General features: G+C 60.9%; 18 protein-coding genes. 7 read left to right on the top strand and 11 right to left on the bottom strand.

The genetic code is table 11. The annotated features are described in order from the left end of the window. Positions 1 to 129: 129 nt before the first annotated feature. From adeC to AC0IW7_RS23925, 3 genes are read right to left on the bottom strand one after another with little or no spacing between them, the layout of a single operon-like run. Entirely contained in the window at positions 130 to 1,572 is a 1,443-nt protein-coding gene (adeC, locus tag AC0IW7_RS23935) for an AdeC/AdeK/OprM family multidrug efflux complex outer membrane factor (RefSeq protein ID WP_471821270.1), read from the bottom strand. Beyond that, a complete protein-coding gene (locus AC0IW7_RS23930; RefSeq protein WP_471821269.1) occupies positions 1,572 to 4,706 on the bottom strand; it encodes an efflux RND transporter permease subunit in 3,135 nt (1,044 codons plus the stop codon). Before AC0IW7_RS23930 ends, adeC begins: the two co-directional genes overlap by 1 nt. Positions 4,707 to 4,709: 3 nt before the next feature. Next, positions 4,710 to 5,897 (bottom strand): efflux RND transporter periplasmic adaptor subunit, encoded by a 1,188-nt coding sequence (locus AC0IW7_RS23925; protein ID WP_471821268.1) that lies wholly within the window; start codon positions 5,895 to 5,897, stop codon positions 4,710 to 4,712. A gap of 265 nt (positions 5,898 to 6,162) precedes the next feature. Between AC0IW7_RS23925 and AC0IW7_RS23920 the strand changes: the two genes are divergently transcribed. Then, on the top strand, positions 6,163 to 6,795 hold the full coding sequence (locus AC0IW7_RS23920; RefSeq protein WP_471821267.1) for a TetR family transcriptional regulator: 633 nt from the start codon (positions 6,163 to 6,165) through the stop codon (positions 6,793 to 6,795). A gap of 64 nt (positions 6,796 to 6,859) precedes the next feature. On the opposite strand, the gene AC0IW7_RS23915 is transcribed toward AC0IW7_RS23920, so the two are convergent. After that, a complete protein-coding gene (locus AC0IW7_RS23915; protein WP_471821266.1) occupies positions 6,860 to 8,206 on the bottom strand; it encodes a class II 3-deoxy-7-phosphoheptulonate synthase in 1,347 nt (448 codons plus the stop codon). Between the two features lie 123 nt (positions 8,207 to 8,329). Then, entirely contained in the window at positions 8,330 to 9,664 is a 1,335-nt protein-coding gene (locus AC0IW7_RS23910; protein WP_471821264.1) for a flavin-containing monooxygenase, read from the bottom strand. Positions 9,665 to 9,832: 168 nt separating this feature from the next. Between AC0IW7_RS23910 and AC0IW7_RS23905 the strand changes: the two genes are divergently transcribed. Further along, complete coding sequence (locus tag AC0IW7_RS23905; protein WP_471821262.1) at positions 9,833 to 10,606, top strand: spermidine synthase; 774 nt, start codon at positions 9,833 to 9,835, stop codon at positions 10,604 to 10,606. 1 nt (position 10,607) lies between these two features. Here the strand turns inward: AC0IW7_RS23905 and AC0IW7_RS23900 are convergent, their stop codons facing one another. Together AC0IW7_RS23900 and AC0IW7_RS23895 are read right to left on the bottom strand one after the other, a co-directional pair. Continuing rightward, positions 10,608 to 11,399 (bottom strand): crotonase/enoyl-CoA hydratase family protein, encoded by a 792-nt coding sequence (locus AC0IW7_RS23900; RefSeq protein WP_471821261.1) that lies wholly within the window; start codon positions 11,397 to 11,399, stop codon positions 10,608 to 10,610. 63 nt (positions 11,400 to 11,462) lie between these two features. Next, positions 11,463 to 11,678, bottom strand: a complete 216-nt coding sequence (locus AC0IW7_RS23895) for a hypothetical protein (protein WP_471821260.1) — start codon at positions 11,676 to 11,678, stop codon at positions 11,463 to 11,465. A gap of 114 nt (positions 11,679 to 11,792) precedes the next feature. On the opposite strand from AC0IW7_RS23895, the gene AC0IW7_RS23890 reads away from it, so the two are divergent. After that, positions 11,793 to 13,460 carry a DEAD/DEAH box helicase gene (locus tag AC0IW7_RS23890; protein WP_471821259.1) on the top strand — a complete coding sequence of 556 codons (1,668 nt, stop codon included), beginning with the start codon at positions 11,793 to 11,795 and terminating at the stop codon, positions 13,458 to 13,460. Between the two features lie 68 nt (positions 13,461 to 13,528). Here the strand turns inward: AC0IW7_RS23890 and AC0IW7_RS23885 are convergent, their stop codons facing one another. The 3 genes from AC0IW7_RS23885 to AC0IW7_RS23875 form a co-directional block, all read right to left on the bottom strand. After that, positions 13,529 to 14,686 carry an MFS transporter gene (locus AC0IW7_RS23885; RefSeq protein ID WP_471821257.1) on the bottom strand — a complete coding sequence of 386 codons (1,158 nt, stop codon included), beginning with the start codon at positions 14,684 to 14,686 and terminating at the stop codon, positions 13,529 to 13,531. Between the two features lie 72 nt (positions 14,687 to 14,758). Further along, the gene (locus AC0IW7_RS23880; protein WP_471821255.1) at positions 14,759 to 15,412 is read right to left on the bottom strand and encodes a potassium channel family protein; all 654 of its coding nucleotides are present in this window, start codon (positions 15,410 to 15,412) and stop codon (positions 14,759 to 14,761) included. A gap of 86 nt (positions 15,413 to 15,498) precedes the next feature. Continuing rightward, positions 15,499 to 16,215, bottom strand: a complete 717-nt coding sequence (locus AC0IW7_RS23875; RefSeq protein WP_471821253.1) for a DUF4431 domain-containing protein — start codon at positions 16,213 to 16,215, stop codon at positions 15,499 to 15,501. A 443-nt stretch (positions 16,216 to 16,658) separates the two neighbouring features. On the opposite strand from AC0IW7_RS23875, the gene AC0IW7_RS23870 reads away from it, so the two are divergent. Continuing rightward, positions 16,659 to 18,167: a flavin-containing monooxygenase gene (locus tag AC0IW7_RS23870; RefSeq protein WP_471821251.1), complete on the top strand. Its 1,509-nt coding sequence runs from the start codon at positions 16,659 to 16,661 to the stop codon at positions 18,165 to 18,167. 49 nt (positions 18,168 to 18,216) lie between these two features. Here AC0IW7_RS23870 and AC0IW7_RS23865 read toward each other — a convergent pair whose 3' ends face one another. After that, positions 18,217 to 20,073 carry a sigma-54-dependent Fis family transcriptional regulator gene (locus tag AC0IW7_RS23865; RefSeq protein WP_471821250.1) on the bottom strand — a complete coding sequence of 619 codons (1,857 nt, stop codon included), beginning with the start codon at positions 20,071 to 20,073 and terminating at the stop codon, positions 18,217 to 18,219. Between the two features lie 399 nt (positions 20,074 to 20,472). Between AC0IW7_RS23865 and AC0IW7_RS23860 the strand changes: the two genes are divergently transcribed. Genes AC0IW7_RS23860 through AC0IW7_RS23850 form a run of 3 tightly spaced genes read left to right on the top strand, consistent with a single transcriptional unit; the run spans position 20,473 to position 23,548 of the window. After that, on the top strand, positions 20,473 to 21,567 hold the full coding sequence (locus AC0IW7_RS23860) for an ABC transporter ATP-binding protein (RefSeq protein WP_122495510.1): 1,095 nt from the start codon (positions 20,473 to 20,475) through the stop codon (positions 21,565 to 21,567). Beyond that, the gene (locus tag AC0IW7_RS23855) at positions 21,567 to 22,688 is read left to right on the top strand and encodes an ABC transporter ATP-binding protein (RefSeq protein ID WP_471821248.1); all 1,122 of its coding nucleotides are present in this window, start codon (positions 21,567 to 21,569) and stop codon (positions 22,686 to 22,688) included. The genes AC0IW7_RS23860 and AC0IW7_RS23855 overlap by 1 nt, the downstream gene beginning before the upstream one ends. Then, on the top strand, positions 22,685 to 23,548 hold the full coding sequence (locus AC0IW7_RS23850) for a carbohydrate ABC transporter permease (protein WP_471821246.1): 864 nt from the start codon (positions 22,685 to 22,687) through the stop codon (positions 23,546 to 23,548). Before AC0IW7_RS23855 ends, AC0IW7_RS23850 begins: the two co-directional genes overlap by 4 nt. Positions 23,549 to 23,557: the final 9 nt, after the last annotated feature.

Genomic DNA, 23,557 nt, shown 5'->3' with positions numbered 1-23,557 from the left:
CTGCGCCTTTTCCCCGAATCCATTGAGCCCTCCTGAAAATAAATCAGAAGGTGTAAACCTTATTCAGGACGGGACACCCAAACAACAAAAAGCCCGCCAATTGGCGGGCTTTTTGTTGATGGCAAAACCTTACGGCTTAGCCGGTTCAGCGGGCGCCGAGCCGGTGTTTTCCACCCAGCCACCGCCCAGCGCCTTGTACAAATTAACTTCGCTGGTGAGCTGCGCCAAACGGTCGGTAATCAGCGCTTGTTGCGCGCTGAACAACGAGCGTTGGGCGTCGAGGAAGGTCAGGTTGCTGTCGATGCCGGTGCGGTAGCGACGTTCAGCCAGGCGGTAGTAATCCTGGTTGGCGGCAACGAAGTCACGTTGGGCCTGCAACTGTTGGTTGTAGGTTTGGCGTGCAGCAAGGCCGTCGGACACTTCCTGGAAGGCGGTCTGAATCGACTTCTCGTACTGAGCCACGCGAATATCTTTCTGAATTTTCGAGTAGTCCAGGCTGGCTTTCAGGCTCCCGGCGTTGAAAATCGGAATGCTGATGGACGGCGAGAAGTACCAACTGCCCGAGCCACCTTTGAACAGGTTGGACAGATCGGCACTGCTAGAACCGGCATTGGCCGTCAGGCTGATGCGCGGGAAAAACGCAGCCCGCGCCGCGCCGATGTTGGCGTTGGCGGCTTTCAGCAAGTACTCGGCTTCAAGGATGTCTGGGCGACGCTGGAGCAAATCGGACGGCAAGCCGGCTGGCAACTCTTCGAGCAAGTCGTCGGCCAATGGGCTGCTGGCGTTGAGGTTGTCCGGCACCGAGGTGCCGAGCAACAGCGCCAGGTTGTTGCGGTCTTGCGCGACCAGACGCTGGTATTGCGCCAGGGCCACACGCGCGCTTTCTACGGAGGTGCGCGACTGGCTGAGGTCCAACGCCGAGGCCACGCCGACTTCGTTGCTGCGTTGTGTCAGGCGGAAGCTGTCTTCGTAGGTTTTCAGGGTTTCTTCGGTCAGGCGCAGCAGTTCCTGGTCGGCGGTCAGCGTCAGGTAGGCATTGGCGACGTTGGCTACCAGGCTCAACTGCGTGCTACGACGTGCCTGCTCGCTGGAGAAGTAAGTCTGCAACGACTCTTCATTCAGGCTGCGCAGGCGGCCGAACAGGTCCAGCTCGTAAGCGCTGATACCGACAGTGGCCGAGTACTGACCGCTGGTGGTGGCTTGGCCGGTTTGCGACAAATCGCCCGGCGTGCGTTGGCGCACGCCGGTGCCGTCGGCGCTTACGTTGGGCAGCAGTTCCGCACGTTGAATGCGGTACTGCGAGGCGTAGGCGTCGAGGTTCAACGCGGCCACGCGCAGGTCGCGGTTGTTTTCCAGCGAGGTCTGAATCAGCTGCTGCAGCGCCGGGTCGTGGAAGAACTGGCGCCAGCCTTGTTCGGCCTGCGCCACGCGCGCCGACTCCGCTGGCCCGTACGCCGGGCCTTGCGGGTAGGTGGCGGCAACCGGCGAAGCCGGCTGCTCATAGTCAGGAATCAGCGAGCAGCCGCCCAGAATCAGGCTGGCAATCGCGAGGGACAGAAGGGACTTGCGCATCAGTGGCCAGCCTCATTACGTGGGGTTTCGGTCTGCTTGCCTTTGAACAGCGAGGAGATCGTGACGAAGAACAGCGGCACCCAAAAAATTGCCAGCACGGTGGCGGTGATCATGCCGCCGATCACGCCGGTACCGATGGCGTGTTGGCTACCCGAACCGGCGCCGGTGGAGATGGCCAGCGGCACTACGCCGAGGATGAATGCCATCGACGTCATGATGATCGGGCGCAAGCGCATGCGGCAGGCTTCCAGGGCGGCGTCGACCAGCGACTTGCCCTGTTCGTGCAGCTCTTTGGCGAACTCGACGATCAGAATGGCGTTTTTCGCCGCCAAACCGACGGTGGTCAACAAGCCCACCTGGAAGAACACGTCGTTCGACAAGCCGCGCAAGCTGGTGGCCATCAACGCACCGATGATCCCCAACGGCACCACCAAAATAACTGCCACTGGAATCGACCAGCTTTCATACAGCGCAGCCAGACACAGGAACACCAACAGCAGCGAGATCGCATACAGCGCCGGTGCTTGCGAGCCGGACAAGCGTTCTTCGTACGACAGGCCGGTCCAGGAATAACCGACGCCCGCCGGCAGTTTCTTCGCCAGCGCTTCGACTTCGGCCATGGCCTCACCGGTGGAGTAGCCCGGCGCCGGCGAACCCATGATTTCCATGGCTTCTACACCGTTGTAACGGGCCAGTTTCGGCGAGCCGTAAATCCACGAACCGGAGGCGAAGGCGGAGAAGGGCACCATCTGCCCGAGGTTGTTGCGCACGTACCATTTCTGCAGGTCTTCCGGGGTCATGCGCGATTTCGCTTCGCCCTGGATGTAAACCTTCTTCACCCGACCACGGTCGATGAAGTCATTGACGTAGCTACCGCCCAAGGCAATCGACAGGGTGTTGTTGATGTCCGAGAGGGTAATGCCCAGGGCGCTGGCGCGCTCGTCGTCGATGGTCAGCTGGAACTGCGGTTCATCGTTCAGGCCGTTCGGGCGAACCTGTTGCAGCACCTTGCTTTGCGAGGCCATGCCGAGGAACTGGTTGCGTGCTTCCATCAGCTTGTCGTGGCCGACGCCGCCACGGTCTTGGAGGAACACGTCGAAGCCGGTGGCGTTACCCAGCTCCAGTACCGCAGGCGGGGCGAAGGCGAACACCATGGCGTCGCGGAAGCTGAAGAAGTGCTGCTGGGCGCGTTGAGCGAGGGCGAATACGGTGTTCTCGGCGGAACGCTCACCCCAGGGCTTGAGCATGATAAAGGCCATACCCGAGCTCTGACCGCGACCGGCAAAGTTGAAGCCGGTAACGGTAAACACCGAGTTCACTGTGTCGGCTTCGTCTTTAAGCAAGTACGCGCGCATTTCATCGACCACCACCTGGGTGCGACCGGCACTGGAGCCCGCCGGGGTTTGCACCTGGGCGAACAGAACGCCTTGGTCTTCTTCGGGCAGGAACGCGGTAGGAATGCGGGTGAACAGCCAGATCATGCCGACGATCAGCACGGCGTAGGCCAGCAGGTAAGGAACTTTATTGCGCAGCATGCTGCTCACACCGCGCTCGTAGCCGCGTACGCTGCGGTCGAAGTTGCGGTTGAACCAGCCAAAGAAGCCACGTTTGGGAACGCCTTGAGTGCCTTCTTTATGTGGCTTGAGCATGGTGGCGCAGAGGGCCGGGGTGAAGATCAACGCCACCAGCACCGAGAGGCCCATGGCCGACACGATGGTGATGGAGAACTGCCGGTAAATCACGCCAGTGGAACCGCCGAAGAACGCCATTGGCAGCAATACGGCCGACAGCACCATGGCGATACCGACCAACGCGCCCTGAATCTGGCCCATGGATTTCTTCGTCGCTTCTTTGGGCGACAAATGCTCCTCGGCCATCACCCGCTCGACGTTTTCCACCACCACAATCGCATCGTCCACCAGCAAGCCGATGGCCAACACCATGCCGAACATGGTCAGGGTGTTAATGGTGAAGCCGGCGGCGGCGAGGATGCCGAAGGTGCCGAGCAAAACCACCGGAACGGTGAGGGTGGTGATGATGGTGGCCCGCAGGTTTTGTAGGAACAGGTACATCACCAGGAACACCAGCACCACGGCTTCGATCAGGGTGTGCACTACGCCTTCGATCGAGGCGGTGACCACCGGCGTGGTGTCGTATGGGTACACCGCTTTCATGCCTTGCGGGAAGAACGGTTCCAGGTCGGCGATGGTGGCGCGGATGGCTTTGGCGGTATCCAGCGCGTTGGCGCCGGTTGCGAGTTTGATTGCCAGACCGGAGGCCGGCTTGCCGTTGAACTGCGCGCTGATGCTGTAGTTTTCACCGCCCAGTTCAACCGTGGCGACGTCGCCGAGGCGTACCTGCGAGCCGTCAGTGTTGACCTTGAGCAGAATGTTTTTGAATTGCTCGGCGCTCTGGAAACGGGTCTTGCCGATGATGGTGGCGTTCAGCTGTTGGCCCTTCACGGCCGGCAAGCCACCCAACTGGCCAGACGAGACCTGCACGTTCTGCGCGGCCACGGCGGTTTTCACATCCACTGGGGTCAGCTGAAACTTGTTCAGCTTGGCCGGGTCGAGCCAGATACGCATGGCGTACTGGGCACCGAACACCTGGAAGTCACCCACACCGGCTGTACGCGAGATCGGGTCTTGCATGTTGGAAACGATGTAGTTGGCCAAGTCATCCTTGGTCATGCTGCCGTTTTCCGATACCAGGCCGATCACCATCAGGAAGTTCTTCACCGCCTTGGTCACGCGAATACCCTGTTGCTGCACTTCTTGCGGCAGTAGCGGGGTGGCCAGGTTGAGCTTGTTCTGCACCTGCACCTGAGCGGTGTCCGGGCTGGTGCCCTGGTTGAAGGTGGCAGTGATGGTCATGCTGCCGTCGGAGTTACTTTCCGAGGTGACATAACGCAGGTTGTCGATGCCGTTGAGCTGCTGCTCGATGATCTGCACCACGGTGTCCTGCACGGTTTGTGCGGACGCGCCTGGGTAGGTCACCTGAATGGCAATAGCGGGTGGCGCGATCGCCGGGTACTGGTTAATCGGCAATTTCAGAATGGACAGCGTGCCCACCAGCATGATCACCAGGGCAATTACCCAGGCGAAAATGGGGCGGTCGATAAAGAATTTCGACATGAATTACTTCCCTTCGCCTTGGGCTTGTTCAGTGGCCGGGGCCGCCGGCTTGGCTTCGCCGCCATTGGCCGCAGCGCCGCCGTTTGCTGGGGTGACGTTGGTGGCTTCGGCCACTTTCACTTCCACGCCCGGCTTCACGTATTGCAGGCCTTCGGTAATCAGGCGATCGCCGGCTTTGAGGCCGTCATTGATCAGCCAATCGGAACCCAAGGTGCGCTCGGCTTTTAGCTCGCGCAGTTCCACTTTGTTCTCTGCGTTAACCACCAGCGCTGTCGGCAGGCCTTTGAGGTCGCGGGTGACGCCTTGTTGCGGGGCAAGAATGGCGTTCTCGTTCACGCCGGCTTGCAGCTGGGCGTGCACGAACATGCCAGGGAGCAGTTGGTGTTTGGGGTTGGGGAACACTGCGCGAATAGTGACCGACCCGGTGCCTTCGTCGACCGACACTTCGGAGAATTCCAGCTTGCCTTCCTGCTCGTAGAGGCTGCCGTCTTCGAGTACCAGCTTGACCTTGGCCGCGTTGTCGCCGGCTTTTTGCAGGTTGCCGCTTTCCAGTTCACGACGCAGCTTGAGCAGTTGCGCGGAGGACTGGGTGACGTCGACGTAGATGGGATCGAGCTGCTGGATGGTCGCCATGGCATTGGTTTGGCCATTGCTGACCAGCGCGCCTTCGGTCACCGCCGAACGACCGATACGGCCGGCAATCGGCGCGAGCACTTTGGTGTAGCGCAGATTGATTTCGGCGCTCTGCAGAGCCGCTTCGGCTTGCAGGCGCTGGGAAACGGCGTTGTCGTATTCCTGACGGCTAACGGCCTGTTCGTTCACAAGCTGCTTGTAGCGATCAGCCAGGGACTTGGCCGATTGCAGGGTCGCCTGCGAGCTTTTCAGCGTGGCTTCGTACACGGAAGGGTCGATCTGATACAGCTGCTCGCCGGCCTTGACCTCGCGGCCTTCGGTAAACAGACGCTTAAGAATGATGCCGTTGACCTGCGGGCGAACCTCGGCAACGCGGTAAGCGTTGGTGCGGCCGGGCAATTGGCTGACGAGGGAATAGGCTTGCGGTTTCAAGGTCACCACACCCACTTGCGGGGTCTGTTGTGGCGGCGCTTCTGCTGCTTTTTCGCAACCGGTGAGCAACAGCGTTGCCAGGGCGAGGGCGGAAACCAGAGCGGGGTGGGCTGGCTTGAATTGCATGAAAGGCCTCATGTCGATCAGCGCTTGGGAAGGCGCCGGTACGATTGGTTAGTTTTAAACGTTTTGGGTAGGCGGCTGATCAAAGCGTGATCAAAAAATAAGGATTTTCTTGTGGATAGGTAGGATGCTAAGAAATATACTTACATTCACGGTTGTTTGTAAACGCCTAAAACTCACTGTTACATAAGCTTTTTTCAAGCTTTGCTTTTAACTGACACGACGCTGACATTGGGCTTACGTGTCGATAACCCAGGGCTGTATTGGCATGGTCAGACGCACCAAAGAAGAAGCACAGGAAACCCGTAGCCAGATTCTCGATGCCGCCGAGCAGGCGTTCTACGAGCACGGCGTCGGGCGGACGACGCTGGCCAAAATTGCCGATGTGGCCGGCGTGACGCGCGGCGCAATCTATTGGCATTTCAGCAACAAGAGCGACGTATTTCAGGCAATTCTCGAGCGTGCGCACCTGCCGTTCGAAGAGCTGGCCAAGGCCAGCGAAAGTGCCACTGAGCCTGACCCATTGGGTCGCCTGCGCGAATTATTGGTTCAGCTGTTCAGACAAACCGCCAGTGACGCGCAGGTACGGCGCATCAACGAGATTCTGTTCCACAAATGTGAATACACGGCGGAGCTCAATGACCTGCGCCAACAAATGCAAGACAACAGTATCGACTGCGACCAGCGCATCGAACTGACCCTGCGTAACGCCATTAACAAAGGCCAATTGCCCGCCGACCTGAACACCCAGTGGGCAGCCACGTGCCTGCATTCGTTTATTGATGGGGTGTTGGCGAAATGGCTGCTGGCGCCGAAAAGCTTTGCCATGGGCAAAGAGGCGGAGCGGCTGGTGGACGTGGCGCTGGATATGTTGCGGTTGAGTCCTGGGTTGCGCGGCTGACGAGCGCTCAGCGACCAGCACCGTCATCGCGGGAATGACGGTGTTGGATTGATGAACGCGAGGTTTACCGCCGAACCTGCTTCAGCGTCTCGGCAATCAAGAACGCCAACTCCAACGACTGATCGGCATTCATCCGCGGGTCGCAGTGCGTGTGATAGCGGTCCGACAGCCCATCTTCGGTGATCGGCCGCGAGCCGCCGATGCACTCCGTGACGTTCTGGCCGGTCATTTCAATGTGAATGCCGCCGGCGTACGTCCCTTCCGCTTCGTGAACCTGAAAGAACTGTTTCACTTCTGCAAGAATCTGCGCGAAGTCGCGGGTTTTGTAGCCGCTCGATGCCTTGATGGTGTTGCCGTGCATGGGGTCGGAGCTCCACAGCACGTGGCGGCCTTCCTCTTTAACGGTGCGCAGCAAACGCGGCAGACCGGCTTCGACTTTGTCGGCGCCCATGCGCACGATCAGGTTGAGGCGGCCTGGATCGTTGTCGGGGTTGAGGATGTCGATCAGGCGAATCAGGTCTTCGCTGCTCATGCTCGGCCCGCACTTCACGCCGATCGGGTTGCCCACGCCGCGCAGGAATTCCACATGGGCACCGTCCACCTGACGGGTGCGGTCGCCAATCCACAGCATATGCGCCGAGCAGGCGTAGTCGCCGCCGGTGAGGCTGTCGCGGCGCACGAAGGCTTGCTCGTAGTTGAGCAGCAGCGCTTCGTGGGCGGTGAAGAAGCTGGTCTCGCGCAGCTGCGGCGAGGTGTCCATGCCGCACGCACGCATGAAAGCCAGTGTTTCGTCGATGCGGTCGGCCAGTTGGTTGTACTTCTCGCCAAGCGCCGAATTCTCGATGAACTCCAGGTTCCACTTGTGCACTTGATGCAGATCGGCGAACCCGCCCTGGGCAAAGGCCCGCAGCAGGTTGAGGCTGGCGGTGGACTGGTGATAAGCCTGCAATAAACGCTCAGGATCGGGCACGCGGCTGGTTGCGTCGAAGCCGATGCCGTTGACGATGTCGCCGCGGTAAGCGGGCAGGGTGACGCCGTCGATGGTTTCGTCATTGGCCGAGCGCGGTTTGGCGAACTGGCCGGCCATTCGCCCGACTTTTACCACCGGGCTGCCAGCGGCGAAGGTCATGACGATGGCCATTTGCAGCAACACCTTGAAGGTGTCGCGAATTTTCGCCGCGCTGAACTCGGCAAAACTCTCAGCGCAGTCGCCCCCTTGCAGCAGAAACGCACGGCCCTGAGTGACCTCGGCAAACTGGCGGCGCAACTCGCGCGCTTCGCCGGCAAATACCAACGGCGGATAACCGGCGAGGGTTTGCTCAACCTGGCTCAGGTGGGCGGCATCTGGGTACTGCGGCTGCTGCTGGATGGGTTTGGTTCTCCAGCTGCTGGGGCTCCATGGTTGCGACATCGACGTTCTCGGCTCAAGCGAATTAGGCGGACGGGCATGGTAACCGATCGGCTTGCGCTCACAAGCGCAGAGCCTGTCGATAGGCGCGATAGAGCCGCTGCATTCGCCCGTGCCCGTCAACCGCTATGAGGCATTCACGGTTGCGCTTAACGCCTCGGTTCGCTCCGCCGGCAGGCGCAACGCGGCGCTGTGTTCGGCCATGCTCTGGCGGTAGGTGTCTTTGTGCACGTAGTAAGCCATGCGCTCCAGTTGCAGATAGCGGTAACCGCCGTCCAGCCGAATGCTGGCGCGCTCGCGCTTGATGGTCTTGAACGCCTCGGCGGCAGCGCTGCCTGCCTGCAACTGCCGGATAAACAGTGCCACCAGCTCCGCTTGCTCGGCCCGGCCCTGCCAGCCAAGGCCGGAGGCTTCCACCATGCCCATCATGAACAGGTCGTCGTACTCGGGGTGGAACACGTTCAAGTACAGCTTCGGTGCGCCGGCGCCTTCGGGCCAGTTGAGGTGCTCGCGTGCAACAAACGGATAGTCCAGCTTGTAGCCGGTGCCTTGCAGAATCAGGTCGTACTCGGCGTGCTCACCGTCGGTGAAGGTCACCGTTTTACCGTCGATGCGCGCGATATCGCGGCGCGCTTTGATGTCGCCGTGACCGAGGTGATGCAGCACCAATGAATTCACCACCGGGTGCGATTCGTACAGCTTGTAGTCGGGGTCGGGCAGGCCATATTGCGAGGGCTTGCCGATCAGGGCGCGAATCAGCAGGCCGTCGATGCGTTGCTTCAGCGCGCGGGGCAATTTCACTGCGCCGCCGAAGGTGTCGATGGGGCGTCCGAGCAGAAATTTCGGCAGGAAGTAATAGCCTCGTCGTACCGACAAATCCACCGAGGCGGCGCGGTGCACGGCGTCTACGGTGATGTCGCAGGCCGAGTTGCCGCAGCCGACAATCAGCACGCGTTTGCCGGCAAAAACCTCGGCCGAGCGGTAGTCGCTGGAGTGCATCAGCTCGCCGCTGAAGGTGCCCGGCAGTTGTGCCAGATTGGGTTGGTGCAAGGTGCCGTTGGCGATCAGCACACCCTCAAATTGCCATTCGCGGGTGACGCCGGCTTTTTCGGTGAACAGCGCCCAGCCTGTTTCCCGGCGCTCCATGCGCACTACGCGGGTGCCGAATTGGAAATGTTCGTACAGGCCGAAATGGCTGGCGTAGTCGCGAAAGTAGCGGCGCATTTCGCTGTGGTGGGGGTAGGGCGCCACGTCGTCGCCCATGGGAAATTCGCTGAACTGAGTGGTGCTTTTGGACGAGATCAGATGGGCTGATTCGTACATGGTGCTGTGCGGATTATCGATATCCCACAAACCGCCGACGTCGTCGTGCAGCTCGAAGCCGACAAAGGCAATGCCCTGTTTTTGCAACTGGCGGGCCGTGCACAGGCCCATGGGGCCCGCGCCGATAATGGCGTACATAGCGTTCTCCCTTGCACGTCGCGGCCGGCGACCTGCTGATTATTGTTCTGGTTGGGGGGCGTAACAGTGGGCGAATTATTGCGTGACCGGCGCCAGGCTCTTCAATGACAATCGGCGCCTTTCCCTGCCGCGCGCTGGTCGGGGATGTCATAAATACTGGAGACCGCAATGCCTGAACAGCCGCCACGGGACGAGCTGACCGAAGAGCTGCTATTGGCCGAAGTGCACGATGAGTACGGCGTTATCAAGGTCATGCAGGTAGGCGATTACCGCTTCCTCGAATTCGGCGATGCCATTGAGCAAAGCTGTGTATTCCTGCCCGACCCGACGTGGCTGGAGTACGACTACACGCGGGCGATGTTTATCGGCGCGCTGTGCCACGAGCAGCCGGAGAGCGCGCTGTTTCTGGGTCTGGGTGCCGGCACCCTGACCCAAGCGTGTCTGCGTTTTCTGCCGCTGGATGACGTGGAAGCCATCGAGCTGCGCCCCGATGTGCCGCGCTTGGCCATGGAGTTTCTGGGGCTGGACGACGATCCGCGTCTGTATGTGCGCATTGGCGATGCCATCGAACTGCTGGAAAGCGCCGAATCGGCAGACCTGATTTTCGTCGACCTCTATACCGACACCGGCCCGGCCGTTGGCCATCTGGCCTGGCGTTTTCTCGAAGGCTGCCAGCAGCGCTTGAATCCTGGCGGCTGGCTGGTGATCAACCAGTGGGCCAGCGACGACGGCAAACCGCTGGGCGCGGCGCTGCTGCGCGGGCTGTACCACCGGCATTACTGGGAGCTGCCGGTGAAAGAGGGCAACGTGATTCTGATCGTGCCCGCCGATCTGGATCAGCAGCTGGACACCGCCGCCCTCAGCAGACGCGCCGAGGCATTGCAGGCGCAGCTGGGTTATTCGCTGCAGCCTTTGATCGACCTGGTGCGCCCAGCCACCTGACTCAGCAGCCTTTGAATGCGCCGGGGCGGCGCTCTTGCATGGCGCGCACGCCTTCCTGAGCGTCTTCGCTGGCCATCAGGCGCCGCATGGTGACGGGCAAGGCAGCAGCGGCGGCCACTTCGCCTTCGGCCACTGCCTGGCGCGCCGAGGCCAAGGTCGCTTGCACGCCCAGTGGCGCCTGCGCCGCGACCCGTTCGGCCAGGTGCAAGGCGCGCGGCAGCAGGTCTTCGCTGGCCAACACTTCTTGAACCAAGCCCAGCCGGCAAGCTTCGTGCGCATCGAATTCGTCGCCGGTCAGCAGCCAGCGCATGGCGTTGCCCCAGCCAGCTGCCTGGTGCATGCGCAAGGTGGCGCCGCCGAAAGGGAAGATGCCGCGCTGCACTTCCATTTGCGCAAAACGCGTGTTGCTGGCGCACAGGTTGATGTCGGAGGCGAGCATCAGTTCGATGCCAATGGTGAAGCAGTAACCCTGAGCCGCGACGATCACTGGCTTGCTCACGCGCGGGCCGCCGAACACGCCCCACGGGTCACAGCCGCCTTCGGGAATCTGCCAGCCGCTGGCGAAGGTGGCGGCGACGTTCGCCAGGTCCAGCCCGGCGGTGAAGTGTTCGCCGTGGGCAAACACCAGCGCCACGCGCATTTCGTTGTCGCGCTCGAACTCGCCATAGGCCAGCGTCAGGTCGTTGAGCAGCGCCAGGTCGAACGCGTTGCGTTTGCTGGGGCGGTCGAGACCAATGAGCATGATCGCCCCACGTTTTTCACGGCTGACGCGTCCGGCGCTGGTGCTGTTCATGGGGAATTATCCTTATGGCTGGCGGAAGTGGCTGGTGCGGTATAGCTGGCCTGGTGCAGCCGGTCAAACCGCCGCGTGGCTGGCGCCGAAGGCGTCTATCTCGGCGACCGGCTGGCGGCGTGTAAGGATTTTCTTCGCGAAACTTACACCGAGGTCAAGTTTTTCCGGTATAGTGCGCGCCGGCTTCAAACGGCCGTGTTCAGGTTTTGCAGGTTTTTCCCAGAGCGAGCTCTGGGTGCAGTTCACCAAGTGAACGTCCTGGATATCTTCTTTTTTCATTAATACGTTTTCGCAAATCCCCGCCTACAGGGCTGCCAGGGTTACCTTCGGGTCTTACACGGCATGCGCAGCTTTGGAACATGGGTCTTTGCGGATGCACTTTGAGGCAGACCCATGACCCAGGTATCCGGCGGCTTCGCCGCGCTCGGACTTAACCCCAATATTCTCGCTGCAGTAATCGCTACCGGTTACGAAGAGCCTTCGGCTATTCAACTGCAAGCCATTCCAGTGATTCTCGCCGGCCACGACATGATCGGCCAGGCGCAAACCGGTACGGGCAAAACCGCCGCGTTCGCCCTGCCAATTCTCACCCGCATCGACCCGGCCAAACGTGAGCCACAGGCGCTGATTCTGGCGCCAACTCGCGAGCTGGCTCTGCAGGTGGCTACCGCCTTTGAAACCTACGCCAAGCAAATGCCAGGCGTGAACGTGGTTGCCGTTTACGGCGGCGCACCGATGGGCCCACAACTGAAAGCCATCCGTAATGGCGCTCAGATTGTTGTGGCTACTCCGGGTCGTCTGGTTGACCACCTGCGTCGTGACGAGAAAGTGCTGTCCACTATTCAGCACCTGGTACTCGACGAAGCGGACGAAATGCTCAAGCTGGGCTTCATGGACGACCTGGAAGTTATCTTCAAGGCCATGCCCGCTACCCGTCAGACCGTGCTGTTCTCGGCCACCCTGCCGCACTCGATTCGCGCCATTGCTGAAAAGCACCTGCGTGACCCGAAGCACATCAAGATCGAAACCAAAACCCAGACCGTGACTGCCATCGAGCAGGCTCACTTGCTGGTTCACGCTGACCAGAAGCACGCCGCCGTATTGCGTCTGCTGGAAGTGGAAGATTTCGACGCGCTGATCGCCTTCGTCCGTACCAAGCAAGCCACCCTGGACCTGGCCGCCGCGCTGGAAGCCAAGGGTTACAAGGCTGCTGCCCTGAACGGTGACATTGCTCAGAATCAACGTGAGCGCGTGATCGACTCGCTCAAAGATGGCCGCCTGGACATCGTGGTTGCGACCGACGTTGCCGCCCGTGGTCTTGACGTGCCGCGCATCACCCACGTAATGAACGTGGACATGCCCTACGATCCGGAATCCTACGTTCACCGTATCGGTCGTACCGGCCGTGCTGGCCGTACCGGTCGCGCCCTGTTGCTGGTAACGCCGCGTGAGCGTCGCATGCTGCAAGTGATCGAGCGTGTAACCGGCCAGAAGGTTGCCGAAGTTCGCCTGCCGAACGGCCAGCAAGTGCTGGACGCCCGCATCAAGAAGCTCACCAACGCTCTCGCTCCGCTGGTTGCGGACGCCGAAGCCAGCCACGGTGAGCTGCTCGACCGTCTGACCGCCGACATCGGTTGCAGCCCGCGCGCCCTGGCCGCTGCGCTGCTGCGCAAAGCCACCAACGGCCAGGCGCTGACCCTTGCCGACGTAGAGCGTGAACAACCACTGGTGCCGAACAGCGCACCGCGTGAGCGTTCCGAGCGTCCTGCTGGCGAGCGTAGCGAGCCGCGTGAACGTCGCGCGCCAATGCCGTTGGCCGAAGGCCGTGCCCGTTGCCGTACCGCCCTGGGCGCACGCGACGGTATTGCCGCGAAAAACCTGCTGGGTGCCATCCTCAACGAAGGCGGCCTGGCCCGCGAAGCCATCGGCCGCATTCAAGTGCGCGACAGCTTCAGCCTGGTTGAACTGCCGGAAGAAGGTCTGGAGCGTTTGCTGACCAAGCTGAAGGACACTCGCGTAGCCGGTAAGCAGTTGAAGCTGCGTCGCTATCGCGAAGACTAAGAAGGTTCGCCTTCTGGTCCGCTAAACAAAAAGCCCGCTGCGAAGCGGGCTTTTTTGTGCCTGTCTTTCTAGTCGTTCAATTTCAGCGCCAAACTCAGCGCCGCCGCGCCCACCAACAAGCCCGCCAATACCAGCAAGGCGGTGGTCAGGCTGCTGCCGTGGGCGATAAAGCCGATGAAGGCTGGGCCCAACAAAATGCCGCCATACCCCAGGGTGGAGACCGCTGGAATAGCCACGTTTTCGGCCATCACCTTTTGTTTGCCGATCAGGCTGAACATCACCGGCACCACATTCGAGCAGCCGGCACCCACCAGCAAAAAGCCCGCCAGCGATAGCGGCCACGATGGACTCAACGTCGCCACCACCAAGCCGGCCGCCGCCATCAGCGAGCCGAGCAGCACCACGCGCTGACGGCCAACCCGGTGCACCACCTTGTCACCTGTCAGGCGACCGACCGTCATGGCGCAGGCGAACGCCACATAGCCGATGCCCGAATGGGCTGAGGCCAAATGTTTGCTTTCGGTCAGGAACACGGCGCTCCAGTCGAGCATCGCGCCTTCTGCCAAAAACAGGATGAAGCACACCGCGCCAATCAGCAGCACCACGCCGTGGGGAATGGCGAATGCCGGGCCGTTGCTGGTACTGCCGAAGGGCAGCAAGTCACGGGCAGCGTGCAGCAGCACGGCAATGACTGCCGCAACCACTGCCAGTGCTGCCAGCAGCGGGCTGAGGTTCAGCGCCAAGAGCAGGCTCACCCCGGCCGCGCCGACAATGCAGCCGACGCTGAACAGACCATGGAAGCCCGACATCAATGGCGTTTCGCTGTTCTTTTCCACCAGCACGGCCTGCAAGTTGATGGTGCAATCCATGCAGCCGAGCCCGGCGCCAAACAGGGCGAGGCTGACGGCCAGCAATGGCCAGGACGAAAACACCGTCAGCAGCGGCAGCATCAGGCACACCAGCGCCGCCGCGCCGACGATAACCCGTCGGCAGCCGATGCGTGCTGCCAGCGCGCCGGCCAGTGGCATGGTGATTAACGAGCCGGCGCCCAGGCACAGCAACAGCAAACCGAGAGAGCCTTCGGACAAGCCCGCGCGCGCCTTGGCGAAGGGCACCAACGGCGCCCACGCGGCCATGGCGAAACCGGCGATAAAAAAGGCCCAGCGCGTCGAGCTTTTCTGGCGCGCGTGGGAAGGCAAGGCGAGGGCAGATTCAACAGCAGACATCAACGTTCCAGATCAGAGAAGTACGCGGTGTAGACCGGCCGAGCGCCGATCGCGTTCAGTCTGCCGGCGCGGCTAACGCTTGATTGCGGTCAAGGCAATCAGGCGCGACACCACCAACGCCAAGTACATGACTCCGGCGAATTCTTCGACCATCACCAGCGACCTGGCCATGGGTGTGAGCGGGATGATGTCGCCCAGGCCGACGCCCGACAGCGTGGTGAAGCTGAGGAACAACAACTCCATCCAACTGCGCGCCGCTTCGGGATTAATCAGTGCGCCAAAGCTGCCCGGCAACAGTAATTGGCAAAAGGTGTAGAGGTGCGCGAAGGCCCAGGCGAGCAGGGTGAACGTGGCGCCGACGGCGTACAGCTCATCGGTGGTGGCGCGGTAGTCGGCGTTCATATACGCAATCAGGCTGCCTGCTGCGTAGAAGTAGAACAGCGCTTCGAGCAGGGCGATCAGCGATTCCAGGCTCACCGCCGGCGTCACCTTGTTAAGCACGGATAAGCCAACCAGCACCACGGCCAGCACCACCGCCACCCATGTGTGCGAGGAACTTCGTTTGACCACGTTCAGCGCCAGGCCCAGCACCACCAACCCAAATGCGCCGAATAGCGCACGGCCCAGCGGCGTGTCTTCCATCCACGGGTACAGCAGCACGCCGAGCAACTGCACGAAGAGCAAGCCGGCGGAGGGATGGCGGATGATGTATTGAACGGGGCGCATAGAAGGCCTGTGCGAGTGAGCGGTGAATGGCAGACAACATAAAGCGAAGCGATATCCCTGGCGTGAATGTGCCCACGCCCGAGGCATTACTCGCCGTTAATCAGCACCTGACCTTGCTTGACCCAGCCGCTGTACACCGCACCGTTCTTGGTGGTGTAGCTGACCTCGGCCCAACCAAAACTGTGGATGTTGCTCACGGCTACGCTGTCGCCGGGCACGATGTAAGCCTTGCGGTCGGTGCAGCTGTCATTCGGTGCAGTGTGGAAGTACAGGCGGCCTTCACCGGTGATCTTGCCGGGCAGCGGTGCGGGCAACTGTTGGTCCAGCGATGCGTTTTCAGCGAGCACTTCGCAGTCCACCGGGTCGGCCGGCGTACCGCTGACAAACTCCACTTCCTGCAACAACAGCGGCGTGTGGTGGTGGCCGGTCAACGCCCCGGTGATGGTGCCCTTGAGGGTGAGCTTGCCTTCACTCATCAGGTACGGCCGCAACTGGTCGTAGCCTTTCTGGTCGAGGATCAGCTGCAAATAATCCAGGCGCTGGTCGGGACTGGTTTCAAACTCGTCGTTGGCGACCATGCACAGTGGCTCGGGCACCGCGAGGTAAAAGCCGACCTCCGCTTCATCACCTTGAGTAACGTCCTCGTAGTTTGGCGCGCCGGGAAAGGTGTCCGGGTACAGCGTGCCGGTCAGGGTGACGGTTTCGGTTTCAAAGGCGTGGCAGTCAGCGGCCAGCGCAGAAGAGGGGAGCAGCGGTGCGCCAGCAAAGGCGAGCAGGGCGCACAGGCGCATGGAAAAACGCATGGTGGGTCGTCCGTGATAGCGGGTGGTTAAAGCCCAGGGCAGCGAATTAGACGCGGGCGGCCAGGGCCTGCACAAGTTGAAAATGCAGAGAATGTGATCGTTCACGTCAGTGGCAAATCAGCCATTCGGACAGTGGCCGACGGGAGAGTTTTCGCGTTGAATGCGCGTCCTGAATGCTCGCGGCGCCGGGGCCGGACGCTATGCGTACGGGTTTCGCCCGTCGTCAGCAGCAACGTGCTGCCGGTTTTTAACAGCAGTTTGGTGGCATTTACGCCTTTTTTCGTACTTTGCTGCCGAACGCTGTGCTTTCGATGGCTATGCTCAAGCGAGTGGAAGTAAAAAAGTGATCGTCGTCCCTGGCCCACCTGCGCTGTTGGCCGTGGCTAAAACAATAAAAAATGCCCGCCGTTTCTCTCGAAGCGCGTGAGCAAACGGAGTGACCTATGGCGTGCGAACAATTTGATGTGTTGATCATTGGTGCAGGGCTCTCGGGTATCGGTGCGGCGTACCGATTGCAGACCACCTGCCCAGCCAAGCGCTACGCCATTCTTGAAGGGCGTGGCGACATCGGCGGCACCTGGGACCTGTTCCGCTACCCGGGGCTGCGTTCAGACTCCGACATGTTCACCCTCGGTTACCCCTTCCGCCCCTGGCAAGACGCCAAAGCCATCGCCGACGGCGCCTCGATTCTGCGGTACATCAAAGACACCGCCAGCGAATTCGGCATCGACCGGCACATCCGTTTTAACCAGCGCGTGACCTCGGCCACCTGGTCGTCCCACGAAGCGCTGTGGACGGTGCAGGTGCATAACCCGCAAAGCGGCGGCTGCAGCGTTTACCGCTGCAAATTCCTCTACGTGTGCAGCGGTTATTACGACTATGCCGGCGGCTACACGCCGGAATTCCCCGGTCGCGAGCAGTTCAAAGGGCAGGTCATTCACCCGCAGAAATGGCCGGAAAACCTCGATTACACCGACAAGAACGTCGTCATCGTCGGCAGTGGCGCCACCGCCGTCACGCTGGTGCCAGCCATGGCGGCGCAGGCCCGCCAGGTCACGTTGTTACAGCGTTCGCCGAGTTATGTAGCGTCGCTGCCGGCCAAAGACGTCATCGCCGATTTCCTGCGCAAGCATTTGCCCGAACAGCGCGCCCATCGCCTGGCGCGCTGGAAGAACGTGTTGTTGACCTTGGGCTTCTTCCAGTTTTGCCGCCGCGCGCCCAACCTCGCGCGCAAAATGCTGCGAATGGGCGTGAAGCGCGAATTGCCCGCCGACTATGCCGTGGACACCCATTTCAACCCCACCTATCAACCGTGGGACCAACGCCTGTGCATGGCGCCCAACGGTGACCTGTTCAAAGCCCTGCGCAGCGGCAAGGCGCAGATGGTCACCGACCACATCGAACGCTTTACCGAGACCGGCATTCGCCTGAAGTCGGGCCAGGAGCTGGCCGCGGACATCATTGTCACCGCCACCGGTTTAAAGCTGCAGGCTTGCGGCGGCATGGCCCTGATCGTAGATGGCAAGTCGGTGGATATCGGCGACACGCTCGCCTACAAAGGCATGATGCTCAGCAACGTGCCCAACTTCGCCCTGTGCGTGGGCTACACCAACGCCTCCTGGACGCTGCGGGCCGACCTGGCCTCGCGCTACGTGTGCCGCGTGCTGAACTACATGGACGAGAACGCCTACAAAATGTGCGTGGCGCAGCAGGTGGGTGGCTCGCTGGAGAAGCGGCCGCTGCTGGATATTTCCGCCGGCTATGTCCTGCGTGCGGCGGACGTGTTGCCCAAACAAGGGCCTGCTGCGCCGTGGCAGTTGAAACAGAACTACATTCTCGACCTGTTCAACCTGCGCTACTCGCCCGTGGAGGACGGCACCCTGACTTTTCGCCGCGTTCCCGCCCTAGGCATGGCGCCGCCTGTGGTTGAGCGCACCGTGTCGGCGGCGTAAAGGGGCGGCTTCAGCCGCGATTCCTGGAAACGTCGCTACCCTATGCCATTCACACTTTCACGCCTTGCTCTCTCAGCCGCTTGTACAAGGTATTGCGGCTAAGCCCGAGGCTACGGGCGAGGTGGGAGATGTTGCCGCCGCATTGTTCGTATTGGCTTTTCAGATCGGCATCGCTGGTGGCGCGGTATTCCACTACTGGCGGCGCCTCGCTGCCTGGCAAATCGGCGAAGAAGTCGTCGGGTAAATGCTCAGCGCGAATCGGCTGGTCGTCCGCCATCGCCAGGGCGATCTGCAGCACGCTGCTCAGTTGGCGCAAGTTGCCGGGCCACGGGTGGCGCAGCAGCATTTCCATCACTTCAGTGCTTAACCCGGCCCATTGGTAGGGCTCGCGATGGTGTTCCCACAGGCGTTGGATCATCGCCTGTTTGTCGGTGCGTTCGCGCAGGGGCGGCAGTTCGAGGTTGAGGCCGCTGATGCGGTAGTAGAGGTCTTGGCGGAACAGGCCGCTGTCGACGTCCTGGCGCAAGGCACGGTTGGTGGCGGATATCAGGCGAATGTCGACCGGGTACAACTCGCTGCTGCCCAAGGGTTGCACGCAGCGTTCCTGGAGCACGCGCAGCAATCGCGCTTGTACGCGCAGTGGCATGTCGCCAACTTCGTCGAGAAACAGCGTGCCTTTGTGCGCCTTGCGGATCAGACCGATGCTGCCTTTCTGGTTGGCGCCGGTGAAGGCACCTTTTTCATAGCCGAACAATTCCGACTCCACCAGCTCCGCCGGAATGGCCGCGCAGTTCACGGCGATCAGGCTTTGCTGCGCCCGTGAGCTGGCCTGGTGCAGGGCTTTGACGAACACCTCTTTGCCAACGCCGGTTTCGCCGTAGACCAATATCGGAATGTCCTTTTCCAGCAAGCGCTCTGCCTGGCGCACGGCTTTGTCGACGCGCGGGTCGCCGAGGTTGATGGCGGCCAGGGTAAACGGGCTTTGCGCTGCCGGGGCAGGGCTGGGCGGCGGGCTGAGCGGGGCGGTGCGGAAATCTCGCGCCTGGATCGGCACCGGTTGCTGCGGGCGTTTGAGCTGGGCATGAAAGCGAAAACGCCCGCCCGCGCGCAGGTTAAAGGGCAAGTCTTGCGGCTGGTTCAACAGCTGTTGCAGCGGAATGTCGAACAGGCGCTCGATGTTAACGGCCGCCAGGCTGATGCCCAGCAAGCTGTCAGCACGGCGATTGGCGGACACCACTTGGCCGTTTTCGTCGAACACCACCAGGCCAGCCCATGGGCTGTCGAGGTTGTTCAGGCTGGTGTTGAAGGTCAGCTGGAAATAGCGCTGCTGGAACAGGTTGAGGATCAGCCGGTTCTCCACCGACTGGCTCATCATTTTCACCATGCCCAAGGTGTGCGAGGGCGGCAGGTAGCTGTCGCTGGAAACATCAAGCACGGCGATCATCTGCCGCTGCTCGTTGAAAATCGGCGAGGCCGAGCCGGTCATGAAGCGGTTGGCTTTAAGAAAATGTTCGTCGTGCTGAATGTGCACCGGCTGCGCGCAGCTCAGTGCGGTGCCGATGGCGTTGGTGCCGGTGTACCGCTCCAGCCAACTGGCCCCGGCGACAAACCCGGCGGCATGGTTGGGCTCGATAAAACGCTGATCGCCCCAGCTCTGCAGCACCTGGCCCTGGTTGTCGGCCAGCATGATCAGGCAGTTGGAGTTGGCGAGAATGTTGCCGTAGTACGGCAGCACTTCCTTATGGGTGGTTTGCACCAGCGCGTGCTGACTCTCCAGCAGCGCCGACACCTCGCCCGCGCTCGGTTGACTGAACGTCGGCGCGCTCTGGTGCGTGAGGCCGAAACTGCGGCAGCGCGTCCAGGAGTCTTGAATGATCGTGTCGTGGGGCAGGGCGGCTTCGGCCATGACGGGGTCTCGCGTGGTGTTGTTTTTATTTTCAGCCAGCAATCGACCGGTCTTTGCCGGGTCGGTTCAGTGTCGTTGATGACTGTTCAAAGTCAACAGTGGCCACTGTTCAGTTGTTCACAGATGAGTGTTCACAGCTGTTCAAACTGACCCTTCAACAATTCTGGCTTGGTCGCTAATTCGTTATAAAACAGTAAGTTGTAAGTGTTAGTGGCGGGTTGGCACAAAACTGGCTCTAGTTTGACGAATTGAAATCGAGGGTGCCAGAGCGGGCAAGGCGAACGACAGCTGAAGGACGCAGCGTACTCCAGTACGTGAGCAGCTGAAGCAAGCGTTCAACGCCGCCCGGCCGACGCGCCCTCGGTCGACTCAACGTAGAACAACAATAAAAGGACGCCTATGTCTTTAGTGCTCGAACACGTCACCCGTGTGGTCGATGGCGAGTTGCATATCGACGACGCTTGTTTAAGTTTCGAACCGGGTTCGTTCAACGTGCTGCTGGGTCGGACCTTGTCTGGCAAAACCAGCTTGATGCGCTTGATGGCGGGCCTCGACAAACCCAACAGCGGCCGCATCTTGATGAACGGCGCCGATATGACTAACGTGCCGGTGCGCAAGCGCAACGTCTCGATGGTCTATCAGCAGTTCATCAATTACCCGACGTTGACGGTGTTCGAGAACATCGCCTCGCCGCTGCGTCAGGCCGGCCTCAAAGACGCGGAAATTGCCGAGAAGGTTCACGCTACGGCGAAGATGCTGCGCATTGATGCGTTGCTTAAACGCCACCCGTTGGAATTGTCTGGCGGCCAGCAGCAGCGCACCGCCATGGCCCGCGCGCTGGTGAAAGATGCCTCGCTGATTCTGTTCGACGAGCCGCTGGTGAACCTCGACTACAAGCTGCGCGAAGAGCTGCGCCAGGAAATGCGTGAGTTGTTCCAGGCCCGCCACACCATCGCGATTTATGCCACCACCGAGCCGAACGAAGCGCTGGCGTTAGGCGGCACCACCACCATCCTGCACGAAGGCCGCGTGGTGCAAAGCGGCAAGACCGCCGACGTTTATCACCGCCCGCAACAGGTGCTGGCCGCCGAGTTGTTCTCCGAGCCGCCCATCAACCTGATGCCCGGACGCATCAGCGGCACCGAGGTGAGTTTCGCCGAGGCGGTGCACTTTCCGCTAAATCCGGATCTGCAAAGCATTGGCGAAGGTGAGTACCGCTTCGGCGTGCGACCCAGCCATATCGGCCTGGTGCCGTCCAACGACGATGACCTGGAATTGGCGGTAACCGTCGAGCTGGCGGAAATCAGCGGCTCGGAAACCTTTCTGCATGTGCGCAACGAGCAGTTTGTGTTGGTGCTGCATTTGCCAGGCGTGCATGAGTACGACGTCGATACCTCGATCCTCATCTATATCCCCACCCACAAGCTGTTCGTATTCGCCGCCGATGGCCGCCTGATTCAGGCTCCCAGTCGCCGTGTCGGGAGGGTTGCCTGATGGCCGAGATCCGTTTGCACCATTTGGCTCACAGCTACAGCAAAACCCCGAGCGGGCCGGACGATTACGCCATTCGCGAGATGAACCATATCTGGGAACAGGGCGGCGCCTATGCGTTGCTCGGGCCGTCCGGGTGTGGCAAGTCGACCTTGCTGAACATTATTTCCGGGCTGTTGAGCCCGTCCGAAGGCGAGGTGCAGTTCGACGGCAAGGTGGTGAATCTGCTGCCGCCGGAAGAGCGCAACATCGCCCAGGTTTTCCAGTTTCCGGTGGTGTACGACACCATGACGGTGTTCGACAACCTGGCCTTCCCGCTGCGCAATCAGGGGCTGAACGAAGCCAAAGTGCTGAGCAAGGTCAACGAGATTGCCGAGGTGCTCGACCTGCACCCGTTGCTGCACAAAAAGGCCAAGAACCTCACCGCCGACGAGAAGCAAAAAGTTTCCATGGGCCGAGGGCTGGTGCGTGACGATGTGTCGGCGATTCTGTTCGACGAGCCGCTGACGGTGATCGACCCGCACCTGAAATGGAAGCTGCGGCGCAAGCTCAAGCAGATTCACGAACAGTTCAACATCACCATGGTGTACGTCACCCACGACCAGCTCGAAGCCTCGACCTTCGCCGACAAGATTGCCGTGATGTACGGCGGCCAGATCGTGCAGTTCGGCACGCCGCGTGAGTTGTTCGAGCGCCCGAGCCATACCTTCGTCGGCTACTTCATTGGCAGCCCGGGCATGAACCTGATCGACGTTACCCGCTGCGACGGTGGTGTGCGCTTCGCCAACACCGTGCTGCCGCTGAGCGCCGCGCTGAATCAACGCCTCGCCGCCATGCCGGATGCGACGCTGAAAGTCGGTATTCGCCCCGAGTTCGTGCACATCTGGGATGGCCCTTATGACGACGCGCTGTGTGGCGAGGTCGCCCATGTTGAAGATTTGGGCACCTACAAAATTCTGACCCTGACGCTCGACGGGCAAAAACTGAAAGTGCGCTTGCAGGAAGACCAGCCGGTGCCGCAGCAGAAGGTGTACCTGAGTTTTCCAGCGCAGTGGCTGATGGTGTATGCCGACGACTATCTGGTTGAAGCAGCGGTAGACGCGCCTGCGGAGGTGACGCTATGAAGGTGCAAAACAACAAAGCCTGGTGGCTGGTAATGCCGGTGTTTCTGCTGGTGGCGTTCAGCGCCATCGTGCCGATGATGACGGTGGTCAACTACTCGCTGCAGGACATCTTTGACCAGTCCAGCCGCTACTTTGTCGGCGCCGATTGGTACCGCCAGGTATTGGCCGACGACCGTTTGCATGACTCGTTGCTGCGCCAGTTCATCTTCTCGGCCTGCGTGCTGCTGATTGAAATTCCCTTGGGTATCGGCATCGCGTTGTGCATGCCCACCAAGGGAAAAATGGCCTCGCTGGTGTTGATCGTGCTGGCCATTCCGCTGCTGATTCCATGGAACGTGGTCGGCACTATCTGGCAGATTTTCGGCCGCGCCGACATCGGCTTGATGGGCTACACGCTTAACAAGCTGGGCATCTCGTACAACTACGCGGCCAATACGGGTGACGCCTGGGCCACCGTGTTGATCATGGATGTCTGGCATTGGACGTCGCTGGTGGCGCTGCTGTGTTACTCCGGTTTGCGCGCCATTCCCGATGTGTATTACCAGGCCGCGCGCATTGATCGGGCGTCGGGCTGGGCGGTGTTCCGTCACATTCAACTGCCCAAGCTCAAAAGCGTGCTGCTGATTGCCGTGATGCTGCGCTTTATGGACAGCTTCATGATTTACACCGAGCCCTTCGTGCTCACCGGCGGCGGGCCGGGTAACGCCACCACGTTCCTCAGCCAAACCCTGACGCAAATGGCGATTGGCCAATTCGACCTGGGTCCGGCGGCGGCGTTTTCGCTGGTGTACTTCCTGATCATTCTGTTGGTGTCGTGGGTGTTCTACACCGCCATGACCCACAACGATAAATCCCGCTGAGGCCCGACC

The sequence above is a fragment of the Pseudomonas sp. AC229 genome (assembly GCF_979254655.1).
This window is presented reverse-complemented; position numbering and strand designations above follow the sequence as displayed.